17 protein-coding genes and 1 pseudogene are annotated in these 19,657 nt (G+C 64.6%); 11 read left to right on the top strand and 7 right to left on the bottom strand.

From position 1 onward, the window contains the following. Positions 1-5 precede the first annotated feature (5 nt). The 3 genes from AB5K84_RS27455 to AB5K84_RS27445 form a co-directional block, all read right to left on the bottom strand. The gene (locus AB5K84_RS27455; protein ID WP_011086713.1) at positions 6-2,081 is read right to left on the bottom strand and encodes a TRAP transporter permease; all 2,076 of its coding nucleotides are present in this window, start codon (positions 2,079-2,081) and stop codon (positions 6-8) included. Between the two features lie 36 nt (positions 2,082-2,117). Further along, the gene (locus tag AB5K84_RS27450; protein ID WP_011086714.1) at positions 2,118-3,284 is read right to left on the bottom strand and encodes a TAXI family TRAP transporter solute-binding subunit; all 1,167 of its coding nucleotides are present in this window, start codon (positions 3,282-3,284) and stop codon (positions 2,118-2,120) included. A gap of 314 nt (positions 3,285-3,598) precedes the next feature. After that, complete coding sequence (locus tag AB5K84_RS27445) at positions 3,599-3,820, bottom strand: biotin/lipoyl-containing protein (RefSeq protein WP_011086715.1); 222 nt, start codon at positions 3,818-3,820, stop codon at positions 3,599-3,601. Positions 3,821-3,914: 94 nt separating this feature from the next. On the opposite strand from AB5K84_RS27445, the gene AB5K84_RS27440 reads away from it, so the two are divergent. The 9 genes and pseudogenes from AB5K84_RS27440 to AB5K84_RS27400 all read left to right on the top strand — a co-directional run bounded on the left by AB5K84_RS27440 (position 3,915) and on the right by AB5K84_RS27400 (position 13,569). Then, entirely contained in the window at positions 3,915-4,889 is a 975-nt protein-coding gene (locus tag AB5K84_RS27440; protein WP_038966884.1) for an IclR family transcriptional regulator, read from the top strand. Further along, positions 4,819-6,378 (top strand): propionyl-CoA carboxylase subunit beta, encoded by a 1,560-nt coding sequence (locus AB5K84_RS27435; protein ID WP_011086717.1) that lies wholly within the window; start codon positions 4,819-4,821, stop codon positions 6,376-6,378. The genes AB5K84_RS27440 and AB5K84_RS27435 overlap by 71 nt, the downstream gene beginning before the upstream one ends. Before the next feature lie 405 nt (positions 6,379-6,783). Further along, on the top strand, positions 6,784-8,193 hold the full coding sequence (locus AB5K84_RS27430) for a TadE/TadG family type IV pilus assembly protein (protein ID WP_028170976.1): 1,410 nt from the start codon (positions 6,784-6,786) through the stop codon (positions 8,191-8,193). 10 nt (positions 8,194-8,203) lie between these two features. Continuing rightward, positions 8,204-8,761 carry a TadE/TadG family type IV pilus assembly protein gene (locus tag AB5K84_RS27425; RefSeq protein WP_011086719.1) on the top strand — a complete coding sequence of 186 codons (558 nt, stop codon included), beginning with the start codon at positions 8,204-8,206 and terminating at the stop codon, positions 8,759-8,761. Positions 8,762-8,764: 3 nt separating this feature from the next. Beyond that, positions 8,765-9,424 (top strand): TadE/TadG family type IV pilus assembly protein, encoded by a 660-nt coding sequence (locus AB5K84_RS27420; protein ID WP_011086720.1) that lies wholly within the window; start codon positions 8,765-8,767, stop codon positions 9,422-9,424. A 306-nt stretch (positions 9,425-9,730) separates the two neighbouring features. Continuing rightward, positions 9,731-10,276 (top strand): hypothetical protein, encoded by a 546-nt coding sequence (locus AB5K84_RS27415; protein ID WP_038966885.1) that lies wholly within the window; start codon positions 9,731-9,733, stop codon positions 10,274-10,276. A gap of 255 nt (positions 10,277-10,531) precedes the next feature. After that, a pseudogene (locus AB5K84_RS27410) lies at positions 10,532-11,023 on the top strand (acetoacetate decarboxylase); the annotation flags it as partial. 114 nt (positions 11,024-11,137) lie between these two features. Then, positions 11,138-12,154: a transporter gene (locus tag AB5K84_RS27405; RefSeq protein WP_171463757.1), complete on the top strand. Its 1,017-nt coding sequence runs from the start codon at positions 11,138-11,140 to the stop codon at positions 12,152-12,154. Between the two features lie 47 nt (positions 12,155-12,201). After that, positions 12,202-13,569 carry a carbohydrate porin gene (locus AB5K84_RS27400; RefSeq protein ID WP_441232698.1) on the top strand — a complete coding sequence of 456 codons (1,368 nt, stop codon included), beginning with the start codon at positions 12,202-12,204 and terminating at the stop codon, positions 13,567-13,569. A 6-nt stretch (positions 13,570-13,575) separates the two neighbouring features. Here the strand turns inward: AB5K84_RS27400 and AB5K84_RS27395 are convergent, their stop codons facing one another. The 3 genes from AB5K84_RS27395 to AB5K84_RS27385 all read right to left on the bottom strand — a co-directional run bounded on the left by AB5K84_RS27395 (position 13,576) and on the right by AB5K84_RS27385 (position 17,257). Then, positions 13,576-14,871, bottom strand: coding sequence for an MFS transporter (locus AB5K84_RS27395; protein ID WP_011086725.1), 1,296 nt, complete (start codon positions 14,869-14,871; stop codon positions 13,576-13,578). Positions 14,872-14,983: 112 nt separating this feature from the next. Further along, positions 14,984-16,180 (bottom strand): acetyl-CoA C-acyltransferase, encoded by a 1,197-nt coding sequence (locus tag AB5K84_RS27390; RefSeq protein ID WP_011086726.1) that lies wholly within the window; start codon positions 16,178-16,180, stop codon positions 14,984-14,986. A 306-nt stretch (positions 16,181-16,486) separates the two neighbouring features. Continuing rightward, positions 16,487-17,257, bottom strand: a complete 771-nt coding sequence (locus tag AB5K84_RS27385) for an enoyl-CoA hydratase (protein ID WP_038966886.1) — start codon at positions 17,255-17,257, stop codon at positions 16,487-16,489. Positions 17,258-17,411: 154 nt separating this feature from the next. Here AB5K84_RS27385 and AB5K84_RS27380 point away from each other — a divergent pair, with 154 nt between their 5' ends. Both AB5K84_RS27380 and AB5K84_RS27375 read left to right on the top strand, forming a co-directional pair. Next, the gene (locus tag AB5K84_RS27380) at positions 17,412-17,945 is read left to right on the top strand and encodes a PaaI family thioesterase (protein ID WP_028170984.1); all 534 of its coding nucleotides are present in this window, start codon (positions 17,412-17,414) and stop codon (positions 17,943-17,945) included. A gap of 64 nt (positions 17,946-18,009) precedes the next feature. Further along, entirely contained in the window at positions 18,010-18,630 is a 621-nt protein-coding gene (locus AB5K84_RS27375) for a TetR/AcrR family transcriptional regulator (RefSeq protein ID WP_011086729.1), read from the top strand. A 114-nt stretch (positions 18,631-18,744) separates the two neighbouring features. Here AB5K84_RS27375 and AB5K84_RS27370 read toward each other — a convergent pair whose 3' ends face one another. Then, positions 18,745-19,653 (bottom strand): LysR family transcriptional regulator, encoded by a 909-nt coding sequence (locus AB5K84_RS27370; protein ID WP_011086730.1) that lies wholly within the window; start codon positions 19,651-19,653, stop codon positions 18,745-18,747. Between the last annotated feature and the right edge of the window lie 4 nt (positions 19,654-19,657).

The raw sequence follows: 19,657 nt of genomic DNA, 5'->3' as shown, positions 1-19,657 counted from the left end.
CGCAATCAGGGCACGCGCAACCCGTCCGGTATCGGCCCTTGCCGTCGGATCAACAGCAGGGCGATCAAAATCGTTGGCGCGAGGATCGCAAGGCCCAGCATGGTGACCTGCATCTGCGACAGCGGCATGATTCCGCCGCCGGGGGTCGCCACCACGAATCCGCCGATCACCAGCAGCACGCGGATCGGCCATTCCAGCGCGCCTGCGCCGCGGAGGTCGCCGACGAAGGGTTGGTAGCCCTGGATGCCGCCGCAGATGAACAGCGTGCCGAACGCGGCCAGTGCCATCAGGCCGAGGCCGGCGAGATAGGGGCTCGACCCCTGCAGCACCAGCGCCGGATTGAGCACGAAGAAGAACGGGATGAAGTAGATGATGCTGCCGACCCACATCGATTCCCAGCCCGTCTTCATCGCGGGCGAGCCGGCGATGCCCGCGGCGGCGAAAGAGGCGATCGCAACCGGCGGCGTGATCGACGACAGCATGCCCCAGTAGAAGATGAACATGTGCACCGCCATCCTGTTCAGCCCGAGCTTCTCCAGCGCTGGCGCGACCAGGATGGCGAGGAAGATGTAGCAAGCCGTCGTCGTCAGCCCGAGGCCGAGAATGAGGCTGGTGAGGGCGCACATGCCGAGCAGCAGGAAGGGATTGTCGCCGGCAATATGCAGCAGGTCGTTGGCGAGGCTCGACACCACGCCGGTCATCGAGAATGCGCCGATCAGGAGGCCGCAGCCGGCGAGGATGCCGACCAGCTCGACGAAGGTACGGCCGTTGACCTCGAGGAATTTGCCGATCGTTGCGAGCGTCCAGCGCGTGTCCTTGGAGAACAGCTGGTTGAGCACGAGCAGCAGCGCGGTGGCGTAGAACGGCGCGTGGCTCTCGCGCTTGAAGTAGAGCAGCATCACGATCAGGAGCGCGATGACGAAGACGTAGTACCAGCCGTCCTTGATCGTATCCATGATCCGCGGCAGCTCGGCGCGCGGAATGCCCTTCAGCCCGTGGCGCGCCGCGTAGGCGTCGACCTGCATGAACAGGCCGACATAATAGAGCGCCGCCGGAATGATCGCGGCGACCGCGACGTCGGCGTAGCTGACATTGAGGAACTGCGCGATCACGAAGGCGGTCGCGCCCATCACCGGCGGCGCCAGCACCGCGCCCGTGGAGGCGCAGGCCTCGATCGCGCCGGCATAGGAGGCGCGAAAGCCGCTCTTCTTCATCACGGGGATGGTCATGGTGCCGGCGGTGAGCACGTTGGAGATGATCGAGCCCGACATCATGCCGAGCAGGCCGCTGGCAAAGATGCAGACCTTCGCCGCGCCGCCGCGGAACGTGCCGCACAGCGCGAAGGCGAGGTTGATGAAGAATTTGCCGGCCCCCGTCATCATCAGCGCGGTGCCGAACACGAGGAAGCCGATCACGGTGTCGGCAAAGGCCTGGATGGGAATGCCGAGCAGGCTCTCGCCCGACAGCACGTGATAGGCGGTGGCCTGCTCCAGCGTCGATTGCGTGCCGCGGAACGGACCTAACCAGCCGGATTCGGCGAACAGCGGATAGACGGTGAAGGGAAACACGCTGAGCAGCAGGCTCCAGCCGCCGGTGCGGCGCAGCGCCTCCATCAGCATCACCCACATCACGAGGCCTGCGGCGATCACGCTGTTCGGCGCGCCGCCGAATTCCCACCCGGCCTCCGCCGCCTTGCGCACGTTCGACATCAACAGCAGCGCGGCCGCGAAGGTCACGACGAAGAAGACGAGGTCGTACCAGGGAATGCGGTCGAGCGGCGCGCGCTCGGTTCCCGGGAAGATCAGGAAGGTGAAGGGCAGCATCAAGGCGATCAGGAGATAGAAATACTCCGTGTTGAGCTGGGTGTAGCCGATGAAGAAGCGCAGCGAGAACTGCTGGTTGATGCAGAGCAGGATGGTCGCCGCGGTCGCAGCCACGAGCGTCCAGCGCCAGGCGCCGCGCAACGTGCGCACGCGCGTCACCTCGGCTTCCTGCATGTTGCCGGCGGCGCCGTGCGGATCGTCGAACACGACCCGCTTGGCCTCGTCCTTGGGGGCCGTGGAAACTGAAGCAGACGACATGATCGACCCCGATCGTAGGCAGTTAACCGCTGTGGATTAGTCCTCGAACCCGTTCGGCATGTCGGCTTTCGCAAGTGCTGTGGCGCGCGCCTTCATCCAGCCGTCGAGGAACGCCTTGTCGTCGGACGGCGGACTGGACTTGCCGTAATCCGCCCAGGCGGCTGCGAGCACCTCTTGCCGCTTGATCAGCTTGTTGTTGTGCGCGTCCTGCGCATCGCTCCATTGCCCGGCTTCCTTCAGTGCCTTCACCGCGCCAGGATGCACCGGCACCACCCAGTTCTTGGTCTGGCGGTCGGCGGCGAGACCGCCGGCGCCGGGCGCGGAGTCCTTGTAAGCGTCGTAGTTCACGATCATCGCCTTGGTGATCGCGTAGACCTGGTCGGGTGCTTGCGAGGCGTAGGTCACGAAGATCGGGTAGGGATAGTTGCCGAGCTCGATCGGCTTGTCCGGCGAGATGCCGGCGCCGCAGGTCGCGACTTGCGGGAAGAAGAACGAGCCGACCTTCTGCATCCGCGCCCAGCCCTCCTTGTCCTTGGCCGGCAGCGGCGGCCAGATCAGGCCGCGCGGCGAGGTCTCGGCTTCCTTGGCGGGGCCGGTGATGGTGGTGCCGAAGGCCGCGTCAGTGTCGTTGTTGATCAGGCCCTTCCACATCGCGCCGTAGCTTGCGAACTCGACGACCTTGACGTCCTTCTGCGTCAACCCGGCGAAGGCGAGCACCGCGAGCGAGTTCTGGTTCAGCGCGGGCGAGCCCACGACGAATCCGACGCGCTTGCCTTTCAGGTCTTTCAGATCTTTCACGCCGGTATCGGCTGCGACGCCAAGCGAACCGCAATTGCAATCGACGCTCGAGAGCAGGATCTGAAGCGGCTGCGGCCCCCATTCTTTGCTACCGAACTCGAACACGCCTTCTTGCGCGAAATAGGTGCCCGATCCCATCGCCGCCGCCGCGGCACGCTTGGCGCGCAGCGGCGCCAGCCGCGCGACGTCGTTGCCTGCGGGGAGCACGCGCACGTCGGTGCTGTACTTGTCCTTCATCATCTTGCCGACGCCGACCGCGATGTTGAAGCCGGCAGTGCCGGTGTCATAGGCGGTGAACGTCAATGTCGGCGGCAGCTTGATGTCTTCGGCCGACGCATAGCGTGTAGACGCAAAAGAAATGCCCGCAACCAAGGCAGGCGCGAGCACGAGCAGCCCACGAAGCATGTTTTCCTCCCAACATCCTCGCTTGGTTCGCGAAGACCTTCTTGCTTGAAAAGATCATGTCATCCGTATCAGGCGATGGCAACGTCGTACCGCGGAGGTGAAGCGGAGGTCTGACAGATTGTCGCGGGCCACTGACGGCGATAGCGCATCGCTCGGCCATGGTTCGAGACGCGCCGTGAGCGGCGCTCCTCACCATGAGGATGTGTGATTTGCTGCGAAAACCAGCCTCATCCCGATGAGCCTGCCAAAAGCAGGCGTCTCGAAGGATGGCCACAAAAAGATTGCGCAACCACGTCAGGCGATGCGCATGCGCTTCAGCTCGCGACGATCGCGATGGCCTGTCCCTCGGCGACGACGTCGTCGAGTTTGACGAGAAGCGATGTGATCGTGCCGGACGCAGGCGAGGGTACCGGGATCTCCATCTTCATCGCCTCGACCACCACAACGTCGTCACCATCCGCAACGGTTCCTCCAACTTGCACGGGAGTTGCGCAGATGCGTCCAGCGACCTCCGTGACGATCTTAATTTCTGGCATGCCATCGCCTTTTTGTTGTCGTCGCAAAATGCCTGAGGTAGCGTCGTCTGCAAGTGGAATTTAATTCCGCACAGCGGAACAGATGGTAGGGAACATGGGACGACGTTCGGAGCGGTTGAGTAGGCAAGGTGTGCTCGCTGGCGAAGCCGGTGAGGGTGATGTCATCCAGGTGGTGTCGCGCGCGTTCGATGTGTTGCGATGCTTCGAGGGCCACGAGGCGCGGCTCGGCAATCTCGAGATTTCAAATCGCTGCGGCCTGCCGCGCTCGACGGTGTCGCGGCTCACGCACACGCTGACGCGCATGGGCCAGCTCGTCTATCTGCCGCGCGACCAGAAATATCGCATCGGCCCGAGCGCGGTGGCGATGAGCGCCTCGATGATGAAGGGCGCGCAGCTGCGCAGCATGATCCGGCAACGCCTGCAAGAGGTCGCTGAGCAACTGCCGGGGACGGTCGGCTTCGTGGTCCCCGATCGCTTCCATCTCGTCTATCTCCAGTTCGCGCGATCCGCGACTGCGCTCGGCCTGCATGAAGGCACCGGCAGCCGCATCTCGATGGCCTCGACCGCTGCGGGCGCAGCCTACACCGCGGCGCTGGCGCCCGAGGTCGGCGATGCCTTCATTGCGGACATGGAGCGCGAAGCTCCCGAGGCGGCCAAGATCCTGAAGCCTCGCATCGAAGCCAACCGGCAATCGCTGCGCGAGCGCGGCTATGTCACGGCCTGCGGCCTCTGGAGCCCGCACATCAACGGCCTCGCGGTGCCGATCTGGTCGCCGCAGTACCAGACCTTCGTCGTCATCACGATCGGCCTTCTGTCTGCGATGTACGACGAGCAGCGTCTGCATGCGGAAGTCGCGCCGCTGATGCTCGCGCTGGGCCGATCGCTGGGCAGCCTGCTCGAGGGTGCGGAAGGCGACGTCTTCAACAACCGTATCCCGCGCAAACCGGTCGCAATGGCCGTGCACAACAATAACAAGCCGATCAATTCGGAGGGAGTGAATGACCTGGAAGCCGGAACTCGACGAGCTCGCCCGGCGCGAAGCCTTCGCGCGGGAGATGGGCGGCGTTGACAAGGTCAAGCGACAGCATGACCAGGGCCGGCTGACTGTTCGGGAGCGCATCGACAAGCTGATCGACAAAGGCAGCTTTCACGAGATCGGTGCCGTCTCCGGCATCGGTGAGTACGATTCCAGCGGCGAGTTACAGAAGTTGACGCCGGCGAACTGCGTGTTCGGCCGCGCGCGCGTGGACGGCCGCACGGTGGTCGTGGTCGGCGACGATTTCACCGTGCGCGGCGGCTCGGCGGATGCATCGATCTCCGCGAAACCGCTGATGGCGGAGGAGATGGCGCACGACTTCCGTCTGCCCATCGTCCGTATCATCGAAGGCTCCGGCGGCGGCGGCTCGGTCAAGACCATCGAGACCAAGGGCGCGGCGAACCTGCCGGGTGGCATCGGCGGCACGCGCTGGTATCGCTTCACGACGGAAAACCTGTCGCGGGTGCCGGTGGTCGCGCTCGGCCTCGGTTCGGTTGCAGGGCTCGGTGCCGCGCGCCTCGCCGCCAGCCACTATTCCATCATGACCCGGAAGTCCGCGATGTTCGTCGCGGGGCCGCCTGTGGTGAAGGCGCTGGGACAGGACCTCTCGAAGGAGGAACTCGGCGGCGCCGACATCCAGACCCGCGCCGGCGCGATTGACCATGCCGTCGGCACCGAGGAAGAGGCGTTCGCCTGCGCGCGGCGCTTCCTGTCCTATCTGCCGTCGTCGGTCTACGAGCTGCCGCCGACCTTGCCCTGCACCGACAATCCCGAGCGTACCGAGGAAGCGCTGATGAACGCGGTGCCGCGCAACCGCAAGCAGGTCTACAAGATGCGGCCGATCATCGAGTCCGTTGTCGACAAGGGCTCGTTCTTCGAGGTCGCGAAGAATTTCGGCAAACCAATCATCGTCGGCCTCGCGCGGCTCGAGGGCAGGGCGGTGCTGCTGCTTGCCAGCGACAGTTTTCACTATGGCGGCTCCTGGACGGCGGATGCGTGCCAGAAGGTGGTGCGCTGGGTCGATTTCGCCGAAACCTTCCATCTGCCGATCGTCTATCTCATGGACTGCCCCGGCTTCATGATCGGGCTCGATGCCGAGAAGGCGGCGACCATCCGCCACGGCGTCCGCGTCATGGCCGCGGTCAACCAGACCACCGTGCCCTGGTGCACCGTGATCCTGCGTAACGCGTTCGGCGTCGCCGGCGTGGTGCATCAGCCGGCCGACCGCTTCTCGATCCGCTACGCCTGGCCGTCGGCCTATTGGGGCTCGCTTCCGCTCGAAGGCGGCATTGAAGCGGCCTACCGCGCCGACATCGATGCGGCCGAGGACAAGGCGGCGAAGCTGAGGGAGATCGAGGAGCGGCTGAACAAGCTGCGCTCGCCGTTCCGCTCGGCCGAGAAGTTCTGGGTCGAGGAGATCATCGATCCCAGGAAGACGAGATCGTTGCTCTGCGAGTTCGCAAGGCTGGCCGAGCCGCTGCGAAAAGCCGGACCGCCGGAGAACATGACGATCAGGCCGTAGGCGGCCCGGCGCGTCACAGAGGCGCGAAAGTCCCGAATCGGACCGACAGGCCCCCCCTTGCCAAGAGCGGGACGGGTTTTCCGCCGCTTGCGATCTGCCTGGAGACGGCGCGCGGCCGTGCCTGATAGCGCCGGTCGTGAGGCCGCAACGGGCGTAGGGGGCACCTGTTACCGCTTACCCGCGGGTGTCTGCGATCGCGTTTAACCGACGTTAATGATGCCTTCTCAATATGATACATCCAACCTGTTGCAGCCCATGTTGTGGATTGCTCGTAAGTCTTGATTAAGGGAGCCCTCCGCATATTCCGCCCATGACGGCGAGCGCCGGGATCGAAACCCGGCAGTCTTTTCCGTCGATTTCAGGGGAAGGGCCGCTGCCGTAGCGACGGCAGCCAGGATGAAACTCATGCTCCGCAGCGCAATGCTTCGTTTCGCGAGAGACAGGAAGGCCAACGTCGCCATCATCTTCGCGCTGATGATGGTCCCCACGATCTTTCTACTGGGCATGGCGCTCGACTATACGCTGGCCCTGCGCAAGCGGGAGCAATTGAACGCAGCTGCCGACGCGGCCGCGATCGCGGCCGTGAGGCCGGCGATGCTGACGCAGAGCGACACCACCGTCGTCAAGGCGACCGCGGAAGCCGTCTTCGCAGCGAAGGCGAATCTTCCCGGACTGTCCGCGGTTCCGACACCGACGGTCACTATCGTCGATTCCGGTCTCGCGCGAACCATCACGGTGTCCTACACCGCGCAGTCCACGAACAATTTCCCCGGCGTTCTCGGCAAGCAGACCTGGCAGGTCGCCGGTTCCGCGACGGCGAGGGCGTCGAGCGCGCCCAACATGAATTTCTATCTGCTGATGGATGACTCGCCGTCCATGGGGATCGGCGCGACCACGACCGACATCAGCAATCTCATCAAATACACCGCCCCCGCGTACCAGTCGGCAGGGGGCTCGCAGAACTGCGGCTTCGCCTGTCATGAAACCAATATCGCTCACGACGGCGGGACCAAGGATAACCTCGCGATCGCGCGACAAAGAAATATCACCTTGCGGATCGATCTCGTGACGAGTGCCGTCAACCAGTTGCTGAATAGCTGGTCGAACTGCCCGCAGTCGGGCGTTTCGGGCGGCGTCATGCAGTGCATGTCGGCGTTGAACAACACCACCTACAAAGCGGCGCTCTATACGTTCGATTTGGGTTTGAACGCACTGGCCACACTGACCACCCCGACCAGCGCCGGAACCCAGGTTTCCAACATCGCGCTGATGCCGGTCGCCTACCAGAACTGCGTCGTTGTGACGACCAACTGCAAGACCGACAATGGCACAGATATCGCCGGCGCGCTTAAAAGCCTCAACGACGTCATGCCCACTCCCGGGCTTGGGAGCAACGCGTCGGGAGATACGCCGCAGGAAGTGGTGTTCCTTGTCACCGACGGCGTGGAGGACAAGATCGTCTCGGGCGCTTCGACTTGCCCCAACGCGAGCCTCGCCTCCAACAATCGATGCCAGCAGCCGCTCGACACGACGATCTGCACGACCATCAAGAACCGGGGCATTAAGATCGCTGTCCTCTACACGGAATACTTGCAACTTAAGACCCCCAATATCCCGGTCACGAACAGCTGGTACATGAGCTGGGTGGACCCGTACAACGAGCCTACTTCCTTGACCGGGACCATCGCGCAAAAACTGCAATCATGCGCCTCGCCTGGCTTCTATGCCTCCGTCCAAACCGGTGGCGACATTTCCGACGCGCTGACGAACCTCTTCATCAAGGTGGCGTCAAGCACTGCCAGCCTCGTGCAGTAGAGCAAGCGCCATGACTGGTCCAAAGGCTACAACGAGAACGAGGCGCGGCGGTCGCTGCGCAGCTTTCGCCCGGGACAGCAGGGGTGCCACGGCCGTCGAATTCGCGCTCGTCGCCGCGCCGTTCCTCGCCCTCATCATTGCGCTCATTCAGACGTTCATCGTTTTCTTTGCGCAGGAATTGCTCGAATCCGTGGTGCGTCAATCGGCGCGCCTGGTCATGACGGGACAGGTTCAGTCCGCGCAGATGACGCAGTCCGCATTCAAGCAGAAGGTCTGCGACCAGATCGTGATCTTGTTCAACTGCAGCGGCATCATGGTGGACATGCAGGTCGCCACGTCGTGGACTTCCGCGAACACGGCCATGCCCTCCCTGACCTTCGACGCTACGGGTGCGGTCACCAACACCTGGCAGTTCAATCCCGGCGACTCCGGCGATATCGTCGTCCTCCGGGTGATGTATGTCTGGCCTGTCATGCTCGGGCCACTCGGTTTCAATCTGTCGAATCTTTCCAACGGCAACCGGCTGATCATGGCGTCCGCCGCGTTCCAGAATGAGCCAGGGAGCTGACTGATGATCGCCGGCCTGTCGTTTCGCGCACGGGACCTGTGGACCGACGCTCGCGGCGTTGCGGCGACGGAGTTCGCCATCGTGAGTCCGTTCATGCTGCTGCTCTATATCGGCGGCGTCGAGCTCGGGAACGGGTTGGCCATGAACGTCAAGGTCTCCGCGACCGCGCACAGTGTCGCGGACATGGTTTCGCAGAACACCCAGGTCACAGCGTCCCAGATGACCGGCATCCTTGCCGCTTCGACCGCCATCATGGCGCCTTATGCCGTCAAGAGCGGCAGTACCTCCCTGATGACGATCACGGTCTCCGGAGTCTCGACCGACAGCAAGGGCAATGCGACGGTGCAATGGAGCACGTCGACCAAATCGGGGGCAGCGCGAACCGTGGGTCAGCAGATGACCTTGTCCCAGTTCACCGCCACCGATCCGAAGAATCCCAACAACGCCAACATCTCGCTCATCCTGAGCGAGGTGTCCTATGACTACACGCCCAACCTCGGCTATACGATCGCCGGCACCGTGCAGCTGACCGACAGCTATTACCTGTTCCCGCGCTGCTCGACCAACAGCCCGGCCAACTCGAGCTTCCCATACTACGACGTGAAGTATCCGGCGACGACGACGTGCACATGCGTCCAGCATCTGCAGCAGAAGACCTGCTAGCGTCGCGACGCGGCGCCGGTTAACCGGGATGCAGGCGGGCAATGCTGGCGTGATGCCGCTGTCCGACGTGTCAAACGGTCCGATAGGTGCACGTGGCATCTGGCGCGAGGCCACCGCTTGGTGCTGGCAAGGCAAGAGTTCGTACTCTGCGGGTTAATCATATCGGTCGCAACGTGTGGCTTATGGGGATTGAAGAGGGCCGCCCGCAAATGCAGCCATTTTCGGCCGCTCTTTAGGCCCATTTCAGCCAAACTGTTATCAGTTGCTCGTCGACCGGGGCAGGACCTTTCAATTTGGAGTCCTGCGATGTTCAAGCCGGTTCTTTCTGCGTGTCTCTTTGTTGCCGTCAGCTCTATTGCTTCGGAAGCACGACCCTACCGCATTGATCACGCGCCCGAGTGCAATGTCATCATGCCCTGCGACTTCTCGTCTTCGCAAACGCGCCGCGAGCGCGTTTCCAGTTACTCGTCACAGACGCCCCATTCAAGACAACTCACAATGGTCGCCGCTGGCAATGCCGTTCCGGCGGTGAATGCCCCTGGCGATCGGGTCGTCGGCGGTCGACCGGCCGGTTGCCCGTCGTCCTTCTGCGGTTGCGGCGCGGCCCTGCGCGTGTTTGGTCGTATGGTGCCGGAATTGAATCTCGCGGCTAACTGGCTACGTTTTCCGCGCACATCGCCAGCGCCGGGAATGGTGGCGGCACGACGCGGCCACGTGTTCGTCCTGGAGCAGCACCTCGGGGGAGACCTCTGGATGGCGTATGACGCCAACTCGGGCGGACACGCAACAAGAATGCACGCGCGTTCCTTGCGGGGGTATACGGTCGTCAACCCGCGCGTCGCGACGCTTTGAGAGCAAGGCTTCCTGCATCAATGTCGGGCAGGGCATCGGCGACTTGTGTATCCCGCCATGATCACATCATGCCGGTGTCTTGCCCGACGAGTCAAATCGCCTTGCGGACGCGTAAGTCATTGATCCGCCGTGCCTCGGCTACTGTGCATGGGGTTGTTTTCGCGGTTTTTGTTTGCGCCCCCGCTCCAGTGCCCCTTACGCGCTCTCCGTCTCCCGGTGCACGTCGTGCACCACCAGCCCCATGCCTTGCTCGGGCATCTTGATCCAGTCGCGCCGATCGCCGCGGGCCGCGAGATCTGGGGCTTTCCCAAGAAATACGCCCATCCCAAGCTCGAGTTCGTCAAGGACACGCTGACGGGCACGCTGGAATATGCCGGCCAGCTCGTCGCCATGGGCACGATGGGCTACAAGCATGAGAGCATGGCCGGCAACGGCGATCTCACCCGCGCGACGCTGTCGAAGACGCAGGTGAATCTGAAGATGATCCCGGGCGTCGACGGCCGTCTCGAAGTCTGCCAGCTCGTCGCGATCAACCTCACCGATATCGTGCCGAAGGGCTCCTGGATGGGGCCCGGACGTCTTCACCTGGTGCCGCACGTCAATGCGCCGGTTGCCGATTTCCCGGTTCGTCGCGTCGTCGGCGCGCATCACTACATCGCCGATCTGACGCTGCCGTTCGGCCGCGTCGTGCACGACTATATCAGGGAAGCCGAGGCGGCGGCCGCGACGGGGCTGGCCGCGGAGTAGGGCGGCGCCATCATCAAACTGTAACAAAGGCGTAATTGAGTACCCGCGTAGATCCGGAAGATGCCGTCAGCCATCTTCCGGAGACGGTGCATTTTGTTGACGGTTGGGGCGATCATGGCTGAGCCGGCAAAGCTTGTCAGCGCGATATCGGGGGCTGAGCCTGCCATTCCGGGCCTCGTCTGGGCGTTCCGCCTGCACAGCGACGGCAGCGCCGAGGCGCTGCCGATCGACCGGCCGATCGAGTTCAGCCATGACGGCCGGCTCTGGCTGCATTTCAACCTGACCGATGCGCGGGCGCGGCCGTGGATTGCGGCATCGACGCTGCCGCCGCTTGCGCGCGAGCTGCTGCTGTCCAACGACACGTTCCAGCAGCTCCATGTCATCGACCACTGCGTCTACGGCGTGTTCTCCGACCTCGTGCGCGACATCGACAGCGCCACGGAGGAGACCGCGTTCCTGCGCTTCGCCATGACCGAGCACCTGCTGGTGAGCGGCCGCCATCAGGCGCTTTGTTCGGCGGATGCGACGCGCCGGGTGCTCGAAGGCGGCTACCGCGTCGACAACGTCGCCCATCTCCTGGAAAAGATCGTGGACGAGGTCGCCGACACGCTTGATCGGATGGCCGACAAGCTCGGGCAGGAGATCGACGGCATCGAGGAACGCATCCTCGCCGACGATGCGAAGCCGGAGATGCGCCGCAATCTCGGCCGGCTGCGCCGCACCTGCGTCAGGCTGCATCGTCAGCTCACCGGCCTGCGCGTGCTGTTTCACCGGCTCGACCAGAAGAACACGGACCATCTTTCGCCGGGCTTGTGGATCCACGCCGGCAAGCTGGCGCAGCGGCTCGATGGCCTCGATCACGAGATTGTCGAGCTGCGCGAGCGCAGCCGGCTGCTCGAGGAGGAGCTGCGCTTCAAGAACGAGGAGGAGAGCAACCACCACCTCCACACGCTCTCCATCGTGACGTCGCTGCTGCTGCCGCCGACGCTGATCACCGGCATCTTCGGCATGAACACCAAGGGCCTGCCGCTCACCGACGTCGAGACCGGATTCCTCTGGGCGGCGGCGCTGATGGCCTCGTCGGTCGGCGCGGCCTATTTGTTCATGCGGCGCACGGGCATTTTCAAGTAGCGTACCCAGCCGTGAACGCGACTGCCGATAGCTCTCTGCTGCGAAGCATGGCTGCAATTGCGCTGGCGTGCACCTTGGCGAGCACGAGCGCGCGCGCCGGCGCCAAGGACGAAAGCGCGGCGGAATGGCTGGCGCCAAAATGGTTCAACGAATGGCATGACGGGCTCGCCAACAAGGGCCTGAATTTCGGCGCCACCTACATCGCCGACAACATCGGCAATGTGTCCGGCGGTGTTGCGCGCGGCGCGATCCATTTCGGCCGCCTCGATCTCTCGGTCGATGCCGATCTGGACAAGCTCGTCGGCTGGAGCGGCGGCCGCTTCTACGCTAACGCCTTCGTGATCTACGGCCGCGGGCTCTCGCGCAACTACGTGCAGAACCTCGCCACCATCAGCGAGATCGAGGCGCTGCCGGACCAGCGGCTCTACAATGCCTATTTCGAGCAGAGCTTCTTTGGCGACAGGCTGAACATCAGGGCCGGCCAGCAGGCCGCGGATGTGGAGTTCTTCGACAGCCAGACCGACGACCTCTTCATCAACGGCACCTTCGGCTGGCCGGCGATCAAGGCGAGCAACCTTCCGGCCGGCGGCCCGGCCCCGCCGATCGCGGTGCCCGGCATTCGCGTCAAGGCTGCGTTGACGGACCAGATCACCGCCTATGCTGCAGTGTTCAACGGCGATCCGTCCGGGCCGGGCGATGCCGATCCGCAGATACGCGACCATCACGGCCTCGCGTTCCGCGTCAACGATCCGCCCTGGGTGATCGGGCAGGTCCGCTTCAACTACGACATCGATATCGGGGGCCGCCCGCTCGCCGGCTATTTCACGCCGGGCGCCTGGAAGCACTATGGCTCGTTCGACAGCCAGCGGTTTACCGCGGAGGGCCTGTCGATCGCCGATCCCTCCGGAAGCGGCGTTCCGGCGAAGCTCCGCGGCAACTACGGCATCTTCGCGGTGATCGAGCAGGTGCTGTACCGGCCGCCGGAGGTGAAGGACAACACCACGTCAGCTTCGATCCCGGGCGTCACCGCGTTCGGCCGCATCGCCTACAGCCCGCCGGATCGCAATCTGATCGACCTCTATCTCGACGGCGGCATCGGCTTTGTCGGCTTCACGCCAGGCCGTCCGCTCGACCGCTTCGGCGTGGCGATGGCCTATATGCGGATTTCGAACACCGCCCGCATTCTCGATCTCGATACGCAAGCCTTCACCGGCGTGCAGAGCCCAGTGCGCAGCAACGAGACCCTGATCGAGATGATCTACGAGGCGCATATCAAGCCGGGCTGGCTGGTGGCGCCGTATTTCCAGTACGTGTTCCGCCCCTCGGGCGGCGTCCCCAATCCGAACGATCCGAGCGGGACTTCGCGGATCGGTGACGCCGCAGTCTTCGGCGTCACCACCACGATCCGGTACTAGGGCGGCTTACGCCATTGCGGGTTGCGCCTTTGGCTTCGGCTGCCGCGACAGTGCCAGCACGATCAATGAGGCGAACACGCAGAGCGCGCCGGCGATGAAGAAGGCGGGCAGGTAGCTCTGCAGCAGCGTCCGCGACAGGCCCGCTCCGAAGGCCGCGGTGCCGGCGCCGAGCTGATGCCCGGCGAAGATCCAGCCGAACACCAGATTGGCGCGCTCTGGGCCGAACTTCTGCGCGGTGAGGCGCACCGTCGGCGGCACGGTGGCGATCCAGTCGAGGCCGTAGAACATCGCGAAGATCGACAGGCCGTAGAACGAGAAATCGCTGAAGGGCAGGAAGATCAGCGAGAGACCGCGCAGGCCGTAGTACCAGAACAGGAGCCAGCGATTGTCGTAACGGTCCGACAGCCAGCCCGAGAAGATGGTGCCGAAGAAGTCGAAGATACCCATCGCAGCCAGCAGGCTTGCGGCCTGCACCTGCGGGATGCCGAAATCGAGGCACATCGGGATCAGGTGGACCTGGACGAGGCCGTTGGTCGAGGCGCCGCAGACGAAGAAGGTCGCAAACAGGATCCAGAACGCGCTCGACTTCGAGGCGTCGCGCAGCGTGCCGAGCGCCACCGCCGTGATCGAGCCGTGGTTGACGGGCGGCGCGGGCAGGGGCTCGCTGCCCTCGTCACCGAACGGGCGCAGGCCCAGATCGCTCGGACGGTCGCGCATCGCGAGCAGGACCGCGAGTGCGGAAACGCCGAGCATGATGCAGACGAAGCCGAGCGCCAGCCGCCAGCCGAAGCGTTCGGTGAGGCTTGCGAGCAGCGGCAGGAACACGAGCTGACCGGTGGCGACGCTCGCGGTCATGATGCCGACGACGAGGCCGCGCCGCGCCGCGAACCAGCGCGTGGCGATGGTCGCGCCGAGCACCAGCGCGGTCATCCCGGTGCCGATACCGATCACGACGCCCCACAGGGCTATGAGCTGCCAGACCTCGGTCATGCCAAGCGATGCGACCAGCGCCGAGACCACGATCAGCTGCGCCGTGAGCGTGACGTTGCGCAGGCCGTAGCGGTTGAGCAGGGCGGCGGCGAACGGCGCCATCAGCCCGAACAGGATGAAGCGGATCGACAGCGCGGAAGAGATCTCCGCCGTGCTCCAGCCGAACTCCTTCTGCAGGGGAACGATGAACACGCCGGGCGCACCGACCGTGCCGGCGCTGATCAGCGCGGCCAGGAAGGTCACGCCGACCATCACCCAGCCGTAGTGGATATTGCGGCGGCTGAGCCTTGCCGCGAGCCAGTTCGAGATCATTGGGCCTCAATCATGGTTGGCGGTCCCTCCCGGGACTCGCGTCATCGTTATAATCTGGCATATTCGTCGGAAGTCTAAAATGTCAGACTTCCCTCAATTTCGGACATCACGACTAGTGCGTCAGCCGCTCCACCGCGATGGCCGTGGCTTCGCCGCCACCGATGCAGAGCGCGGCGACGCCGCGCTTGAGGTTCTGCGCCTCGAGCGAATGCAGCAGCGTCACGATCAGCCGCGCGCCGGTGGCGCCAATCGGATGGCCGAGCGCGCAGGCGCCGCCGTTGATGTTCAGCTTGTCGCGGGGAATGCCGAGATCGCGCTGCGCCGCCATCGCCACCACGGCGAAAGCCTCGTTGATCTCGAACAGGTCGACGTCACCGGCGCTCCAGCCGATCTTGTCGAGCAGCTTGCGGATCGCAGGGATCGGCGCCGTGGTGAACCATTGCGGCTCCTGGCTGTGGGTGGCGTGGCCCTTGATCACGGCAAGCGCCGGAAGGCCGCCCCGATCGGCCAGCGACCGCTTCGTCAGCACCAGCGCGGCGGCACCGTCGGCATTGGCGGAGGAGGCGGCCGGCGTGATCGTGCCATTGGCGCGGAACGCCGGCTTCAGTCCGGGAATCTTGGCCGGATCGACCTTCAGCGGATGCTCGTCATTGGCGATGACGCGTGGGCCAGCCTTCTCGGTCAGCGTGATCGGCGCGATCTCGGCCTTGAACGCGCCGCCCTCGACCGCCCTGCGGGCGCGGCTGAGCGTCTCCATCGCATAGGCGTCCTGGTCCTTGCGGGTGAACTGGTAGGCCTCTGCCGTGGCCTCGCCGAAATCGCCCATGGATCGGCCGGTCTCGTAGGCGTCCTCCAGCCCGTCCATCATCATGTGGTCGATGATGCGGTCATGGCCGACGCGATAGCCTCCGCGTGCCTTGGCGAGAAGATAGGGCGCGTTGCTCATGCTCTCCATGCCGCCGGAGACGACGATCTCGGCGGAGCCGGCGCGGATGATGTCGTGCGCCAGCATGGTCGCCTTCATGCCGGAGCCGCAGACCTTATTGACCGTGGTGGCGCCGGTCGCATCGGGCAGGCCGGCCGCACGGGCAGCCTGGCGTGCCGGGGCCTGGCCTTGTCCTGCGGGCAGCACGCAGCCCATGAAGACCTCATCGACCTTCTCAGGCGCGAGCTTGGCGCGCTCCAGCGCAGCGCCGATCACATGCGATCCAAGCTTATGCGCGGCCAGCGGCGACAATTCGCCCATGAAGCGGCCGAGCGGGGTACGGGCGGCGGAGACGATGACGACGGGATCGGCGGCTTCGGCCATGACGGGACTCCCTGCGATGACGGTTGAGTAAGATTATGCTCATCATATGATGCGGCGCAAAAAATGCAACCGCGGCTGGGATGAGAAAATCTTGTGGTTCGCATGAGATTTCCTCCTGCGATCGGAGGAGGGGCTGTGACTCTAGGAACGAAAGCGCTCCCCCAATGACGATGTCTGCCCCGCGAAGGCGAGGGCATCCAGAACGCCGCGGCTTCTCGGCTCAATCACCGCAGCCTCTGGAATACTGGATCTCCCGCCGCGCGGGCGATGACAGCGTCATGCGGAACGAAGCACCCCGTCCAGCGCTTACCGCTTCCTGTTCACGAACGCCTGCATCAGGCGCGTCGGCTCGTCGGTCAGGAACGACTCGCCGAACACCTTGACGCTGAGGTTCACCGACTCCGTCAGCGGCAGTTCCTCCCATTGCCGTAGCAGCGCCTTTTGCGACCGCAACGCCTCGGGGCCGCATTCGAGCAGCGCCTTCACCGTGTGCTCGACGGCTGCATCCAGCCCGCCCTCGGGTGCGACCTTGTCGACCAGGCCCCAAGCGAGCGCCGTCGGCGCGTCGATGTTCTCTGCCGTCATCACCAGCCAGCGCGCGCGGGCCCAGCCGATCAGGCGCGGCAACAGCGCGGCGTGGATCACAGAGGGAATGCCGACGCGGACCTCCGGCATGCCGAAATGCGCATCATGCGCGGCGATGCGGAAGTCGCACGCGGCCGCCACCTCGAGCCCGCCGCCGAGGCACCAGCCGGGCATGCGCGCGATCACGGGGGCGGGGAACTGGCGCACGGCCTCGCAGAGATCGCGCAGGCGGCTGATGAAGGCTTCGGCCGATGCCTGCTCGAGCTTGGCCATCTCCTTGATGTCGGCGCCGCCGATCATGCTCTTCTCGCTCTGGCCGCGCAGCACCACGACGCGGATGCTGCGATCGGAGGCGAGCTGTTGCAGGCCTTCGCGCACCGCGTCGGTGACGGGCGAGCCGAGGATGTTGAGCGAGCCGGCGTTGCAGATCGCGACGTGAACGACGCCGCGCGCATCGCGCGTCACGCCGCAGTGGTTGTTGAGCATTTCCATCGTGGGATCTCGACGTTTGTTGGACGTGCGCGGGCGCACCGGTCGGGGTCACTTCCGGGCCGAAACGCGTTGCTTGTCAAGCGGGCCGGGGAGACGGAGTTGCCAGCGCGAAGTTCGTGGCATAGTATGATGTATGTCATACAAAGAGGCTGCCATGACCGACATCGATCAACTCGACCTGTTTTCGCCCACGCAGCGGCGCGAGCGTGTGGTGGACTGGCAGGTCCCTGCGCCGGTCGCGAAAGCGGCGATGGGCCTGTCGGGCATGGACGCCATGCTGGGCATTCGCGACGGCCGGCTGCCGCCGCCGCCCTTCGCAAAGCTGATCGGCTTCACCATGGCGGTGGTCGAGCCGGGCCGGATCGTGATGCAATTGGAGCCGCGCGAGGATCTCGAAAATACCATCGGCCTCCTGCATGGCGCGACGGCCGCGGCGCTGATCGACACCGCCATGGGATGCGCCATTTCGACCCGGCTGGAGGCCGGGCAGTCGTCCGTGACCCTCGATCTGAAAATGACGTTCCTGCGTCCGCTGTCGGTCCGGTCCGGGCTGATCACGGCCGAAGGCAAGATCATCAAGCTGGGACGGCAGACCAGCTACACCGAGGGGTTCGTCCGCGACGGCAAGGGGGCGCTCGCAGTCCATGCAACTGCAACCTTTTCCATGATTGGCAATATCTTAACATGAATTAATTCACCGTCCGGTCCATTCTTGTGTTATGAAATGATCTCCGACATCCAATGAGACCCGCATGCGCTATTCCCGGGAACACAAGCAGGAAACCCACGACCGCATCGTGAAGAAGGCCTCCGTGCGGCTGCGCGAAAAGGGTGCGCACGGCATCGGCGTCGCCGACCTCATGAAGGAGGCGGGCCTGACCCATGGCGGCTTCTACGCGCATTTCGATTCCCGCGAGGCGCTGGTGATCGAGGCCTTTGCCTACGCCATGGACCGCTCGATGGAGCACTGGCGCAAGATCAGTGGCGAGGTTTCTCCCGAGAAACGGCTGGCGCTGATCGCGGAGACCTATCTCTCCGCGCTGCATCGCGACAATCCCGGCCATGGCTGCTCGATTCCCGCGCTGGGCGCCGAGATTGCCCGCGAGAGCCCGAAGACGCGAAAAGCCTTCGCCGGCAAGCTCGACGAGATGATCGAGATGATGACCGACTACATCCCGAGCCTGCCGCGCAAGGCCGCGCGCAAGCAGGCGATCGCGACGCTGGCGACGATGGCCGGCACCATGCTGCTGGCGCGCATCGCCGGCTCCAGCGAACTGTCGGACGAGGTGCTGAAGGCGGGCAGGGACAGCGCGCTGGATGGTGCGAAGCGTGAGCCGAAGGTGGCGGCGGTGAAGAAGGCGAAGCAGAGTTAGGCCGAGATGCCGTAGGGTGGGCAAAGGCGCTCTTGCGCCGTGCCCACCGTCTCTCCGTGATCGTAGTTGGCATGGTGGGCGCGCTTCGCTTTGCCCACCCTACGGGATCGGTGCTTACCGCCCCGCAAACAACGCCCGCTCGCGCTCCACGATCTCACCGATGTAGTCCGCCACGGCCCTGATCCGGGCGAGGTCCTTGCTGTCGGCGTGCATCAGCATCCAGAACGTCCGCGTGATCGAGATCTCCTCCGGCAGCACCGCGACGAGCTGCGGATAGTCGCTCGCCATGAAATGCGGCAGCACCGCGATGCCGAAGCCCGAGAGCGTGGCGTTGAGCTGTGCGATCAGATTGGCGCTGCGGAAGCGGGCGGAAATCCGCGGCGACACCTGCGGCAGATAGTCGAGCTCCGGCGTGAACAGGAGCTCCTCGATGTAGCCGACGAAGCGGTGCTGCGGCAGCACCTCGCGCGACACGATCGTCGGGAAGCGGTCGAGATAGGCGGGGGCGGCATAGAGCCCGAGGCGGTAGTCGAGCAGCTTGCGGCCGACGATGCGGCCCTCCTTCGGCATGGTCAGGCTGATCGCGATGTCGGCCTCGCGCTTGGAGAGACTGAACAGCCGCGCAGTAGCCACAAGTTGCAGATCGAGATCGGGATACCGGTCCGCGAAGGGCGCCAGCCGCGGCGCCAGGAAGGCGGTACCGAAGCCATCGGGCGCACCGATCCGCACCGTTCCGGTCAGCCGCGCCACGGAGCCGCCGACCTGCTCCTGGTTGGCGACGATGGTCGATTCCATCGCTTCGGCGCTGTCGGCGACGCGCTGGCCGGCCTCGGTGAGGAGATAGCCGGTCTTGCGCCGGTCAAACAGCTTGGCCGAGAGGTGCTTTTCCAGCCTGTCGACGCGACGGATCACGGTCGCATGGTCGACGCCGAGCTGTTTTGCCGCAGCCGAAACCGAGCCGCCCCGCACGATGGCCAGCACGAAGCGAAAGTCGTCCCAGTCGATAGCGCCTTGATCCAGCATTTTC

The organism is Bradyrhizobium sp. 1200_D9_N1_1, assembly GCF_052075915.1.
GTDB classification, from domain to species: domain Bacteria; phylum Pseudomonadota; class Alphaproteobacteria; order Rhizobiales; family Xanthobacteraceae; genus Bradyrhizobium; species Bradyrhizobium diazoefficiens.
Note: the sequence above shows the minus strand (reverse complement) of the source record. Positions and strands in the feature narration are given on the sequence as shown.

Coding starts and splice junctions, on each gene's coding strand:
- AB5K84_RS27455 (WP_011086713.1), bottom strand. CDS start 2,081: ATGTCGTCTGCTTCAGTTTCCACGGCCCCCAAGGACGAGGCCAAGCGG.
- AB5K84_RS27380 (WP_028170984.1), top strand. CDS start 17,412: ATGACCGACATCGATCAACTCGACCTGTTTTCGCCCACGCAGCGGCGC.
- AB5K84_RS27395 (WP_011086725.1), bottom strand. CDS start 14,871: ATGATCTCGAACTGGCTCGCGGCAAGGCTCAGCCGCCGCAATATCCAC.
- AB5K84_RS27400 (WP_441232698.1), top strand. CDS start 12,202: ATGGCTGCAATTGCGCTGGCGTGCACCTTGGCGAGCACGAGCGCGCGC.
- AB5K84_RS27420 (WP_011086720.1), top strand. CDS start 8,765: ATGATCGCCGGCCTGTCGTTTCGCGCACGGGACCTGTGGACCGACGCT.
- AB5K84_RS27405 (WP_171463757.1), top strand. CDS start 11,138: ATGGCTGAGCCGGCAAAGCTTGTCAGCGCGATATCGGGGGCTGAGCCT.
- AB5K84_RS27430 (WP_028170976.1), top strand. CDS start 6,784: ATGCTCCGCAGCGCAATGCTTCGTTTCGCGAGAGACAGGAAGGCCAAC.
- AB5K84_RS27415 (WP_038966885.1), top strand. CDS start 9,731: ATGTTCAAGCCGGTTCTTTCTGCGTGTCTCTTTGTTGCCGTCAGCTCT.
- AB5K84_RS27440 (WP_038966884.1), top strand. CDS start 3,915: ATGGGACGACGTTCGGAGCGGTTGAGTAGGCAAGGTGTGCTCGCTGGC.
- AB5K84_RS27390 (WP_011086726.1), bottom strand. CDS start 16,180: ATGGCCGAAGCCGCCGATCCCGTCGTCATCGTCTCCGCCGCCCGTACC.
- AB5K84_RS27445 (WP_011086715.1), bottom strand. CDS start 3,820: ATGCCAGAAATTAAGATCGTCACGGAGGTCGCTGGACGCATCTGCGCA.
- AB5K84_RS27375 (WP_011086729.1), top strand. CDS start 18,010: ATGCGCTATTCCCGGGAACACAAGCAGGAAACCCACGACCGCATCGTG.
- AB5K84_RS27435 (WP_011086717.1), top strand. CDS start 4,819: ATGACCTGGAAGCCGGAACTCGACGAGCTCGCCCGGCGCGAAGCCTTC.
- AB5K84_RS27385 (WP_038966886.1), bottom strand. CDS start 17,257: ATGGAAATGCTCAACAACCACTGCGGCGTGACGCGCGATGCGCGCGGC.
- AB5K84_RS27370 (WP_011086730.1), bottom strand. CDS start 19,653: ATGCTGGATCAAGGCGCTATCGACTGGGACGACTTTCGCTTCGTGCTG.
- AB5K84_RS27450 (WP_011086714.1), bottom strand. CDS start 3,284: ATGCTTCGTGGGCTGCTCGTGCTCGCGCCTGCCTTGGTTGCGGGCATT.
- AB5K84_RS27425 (WP_011086719.1), top strand. CDS start 8,204: ATGACTGGTCCAAAGGCTACAACGAGAACGAGGCGCGGCGGTCGCTGC.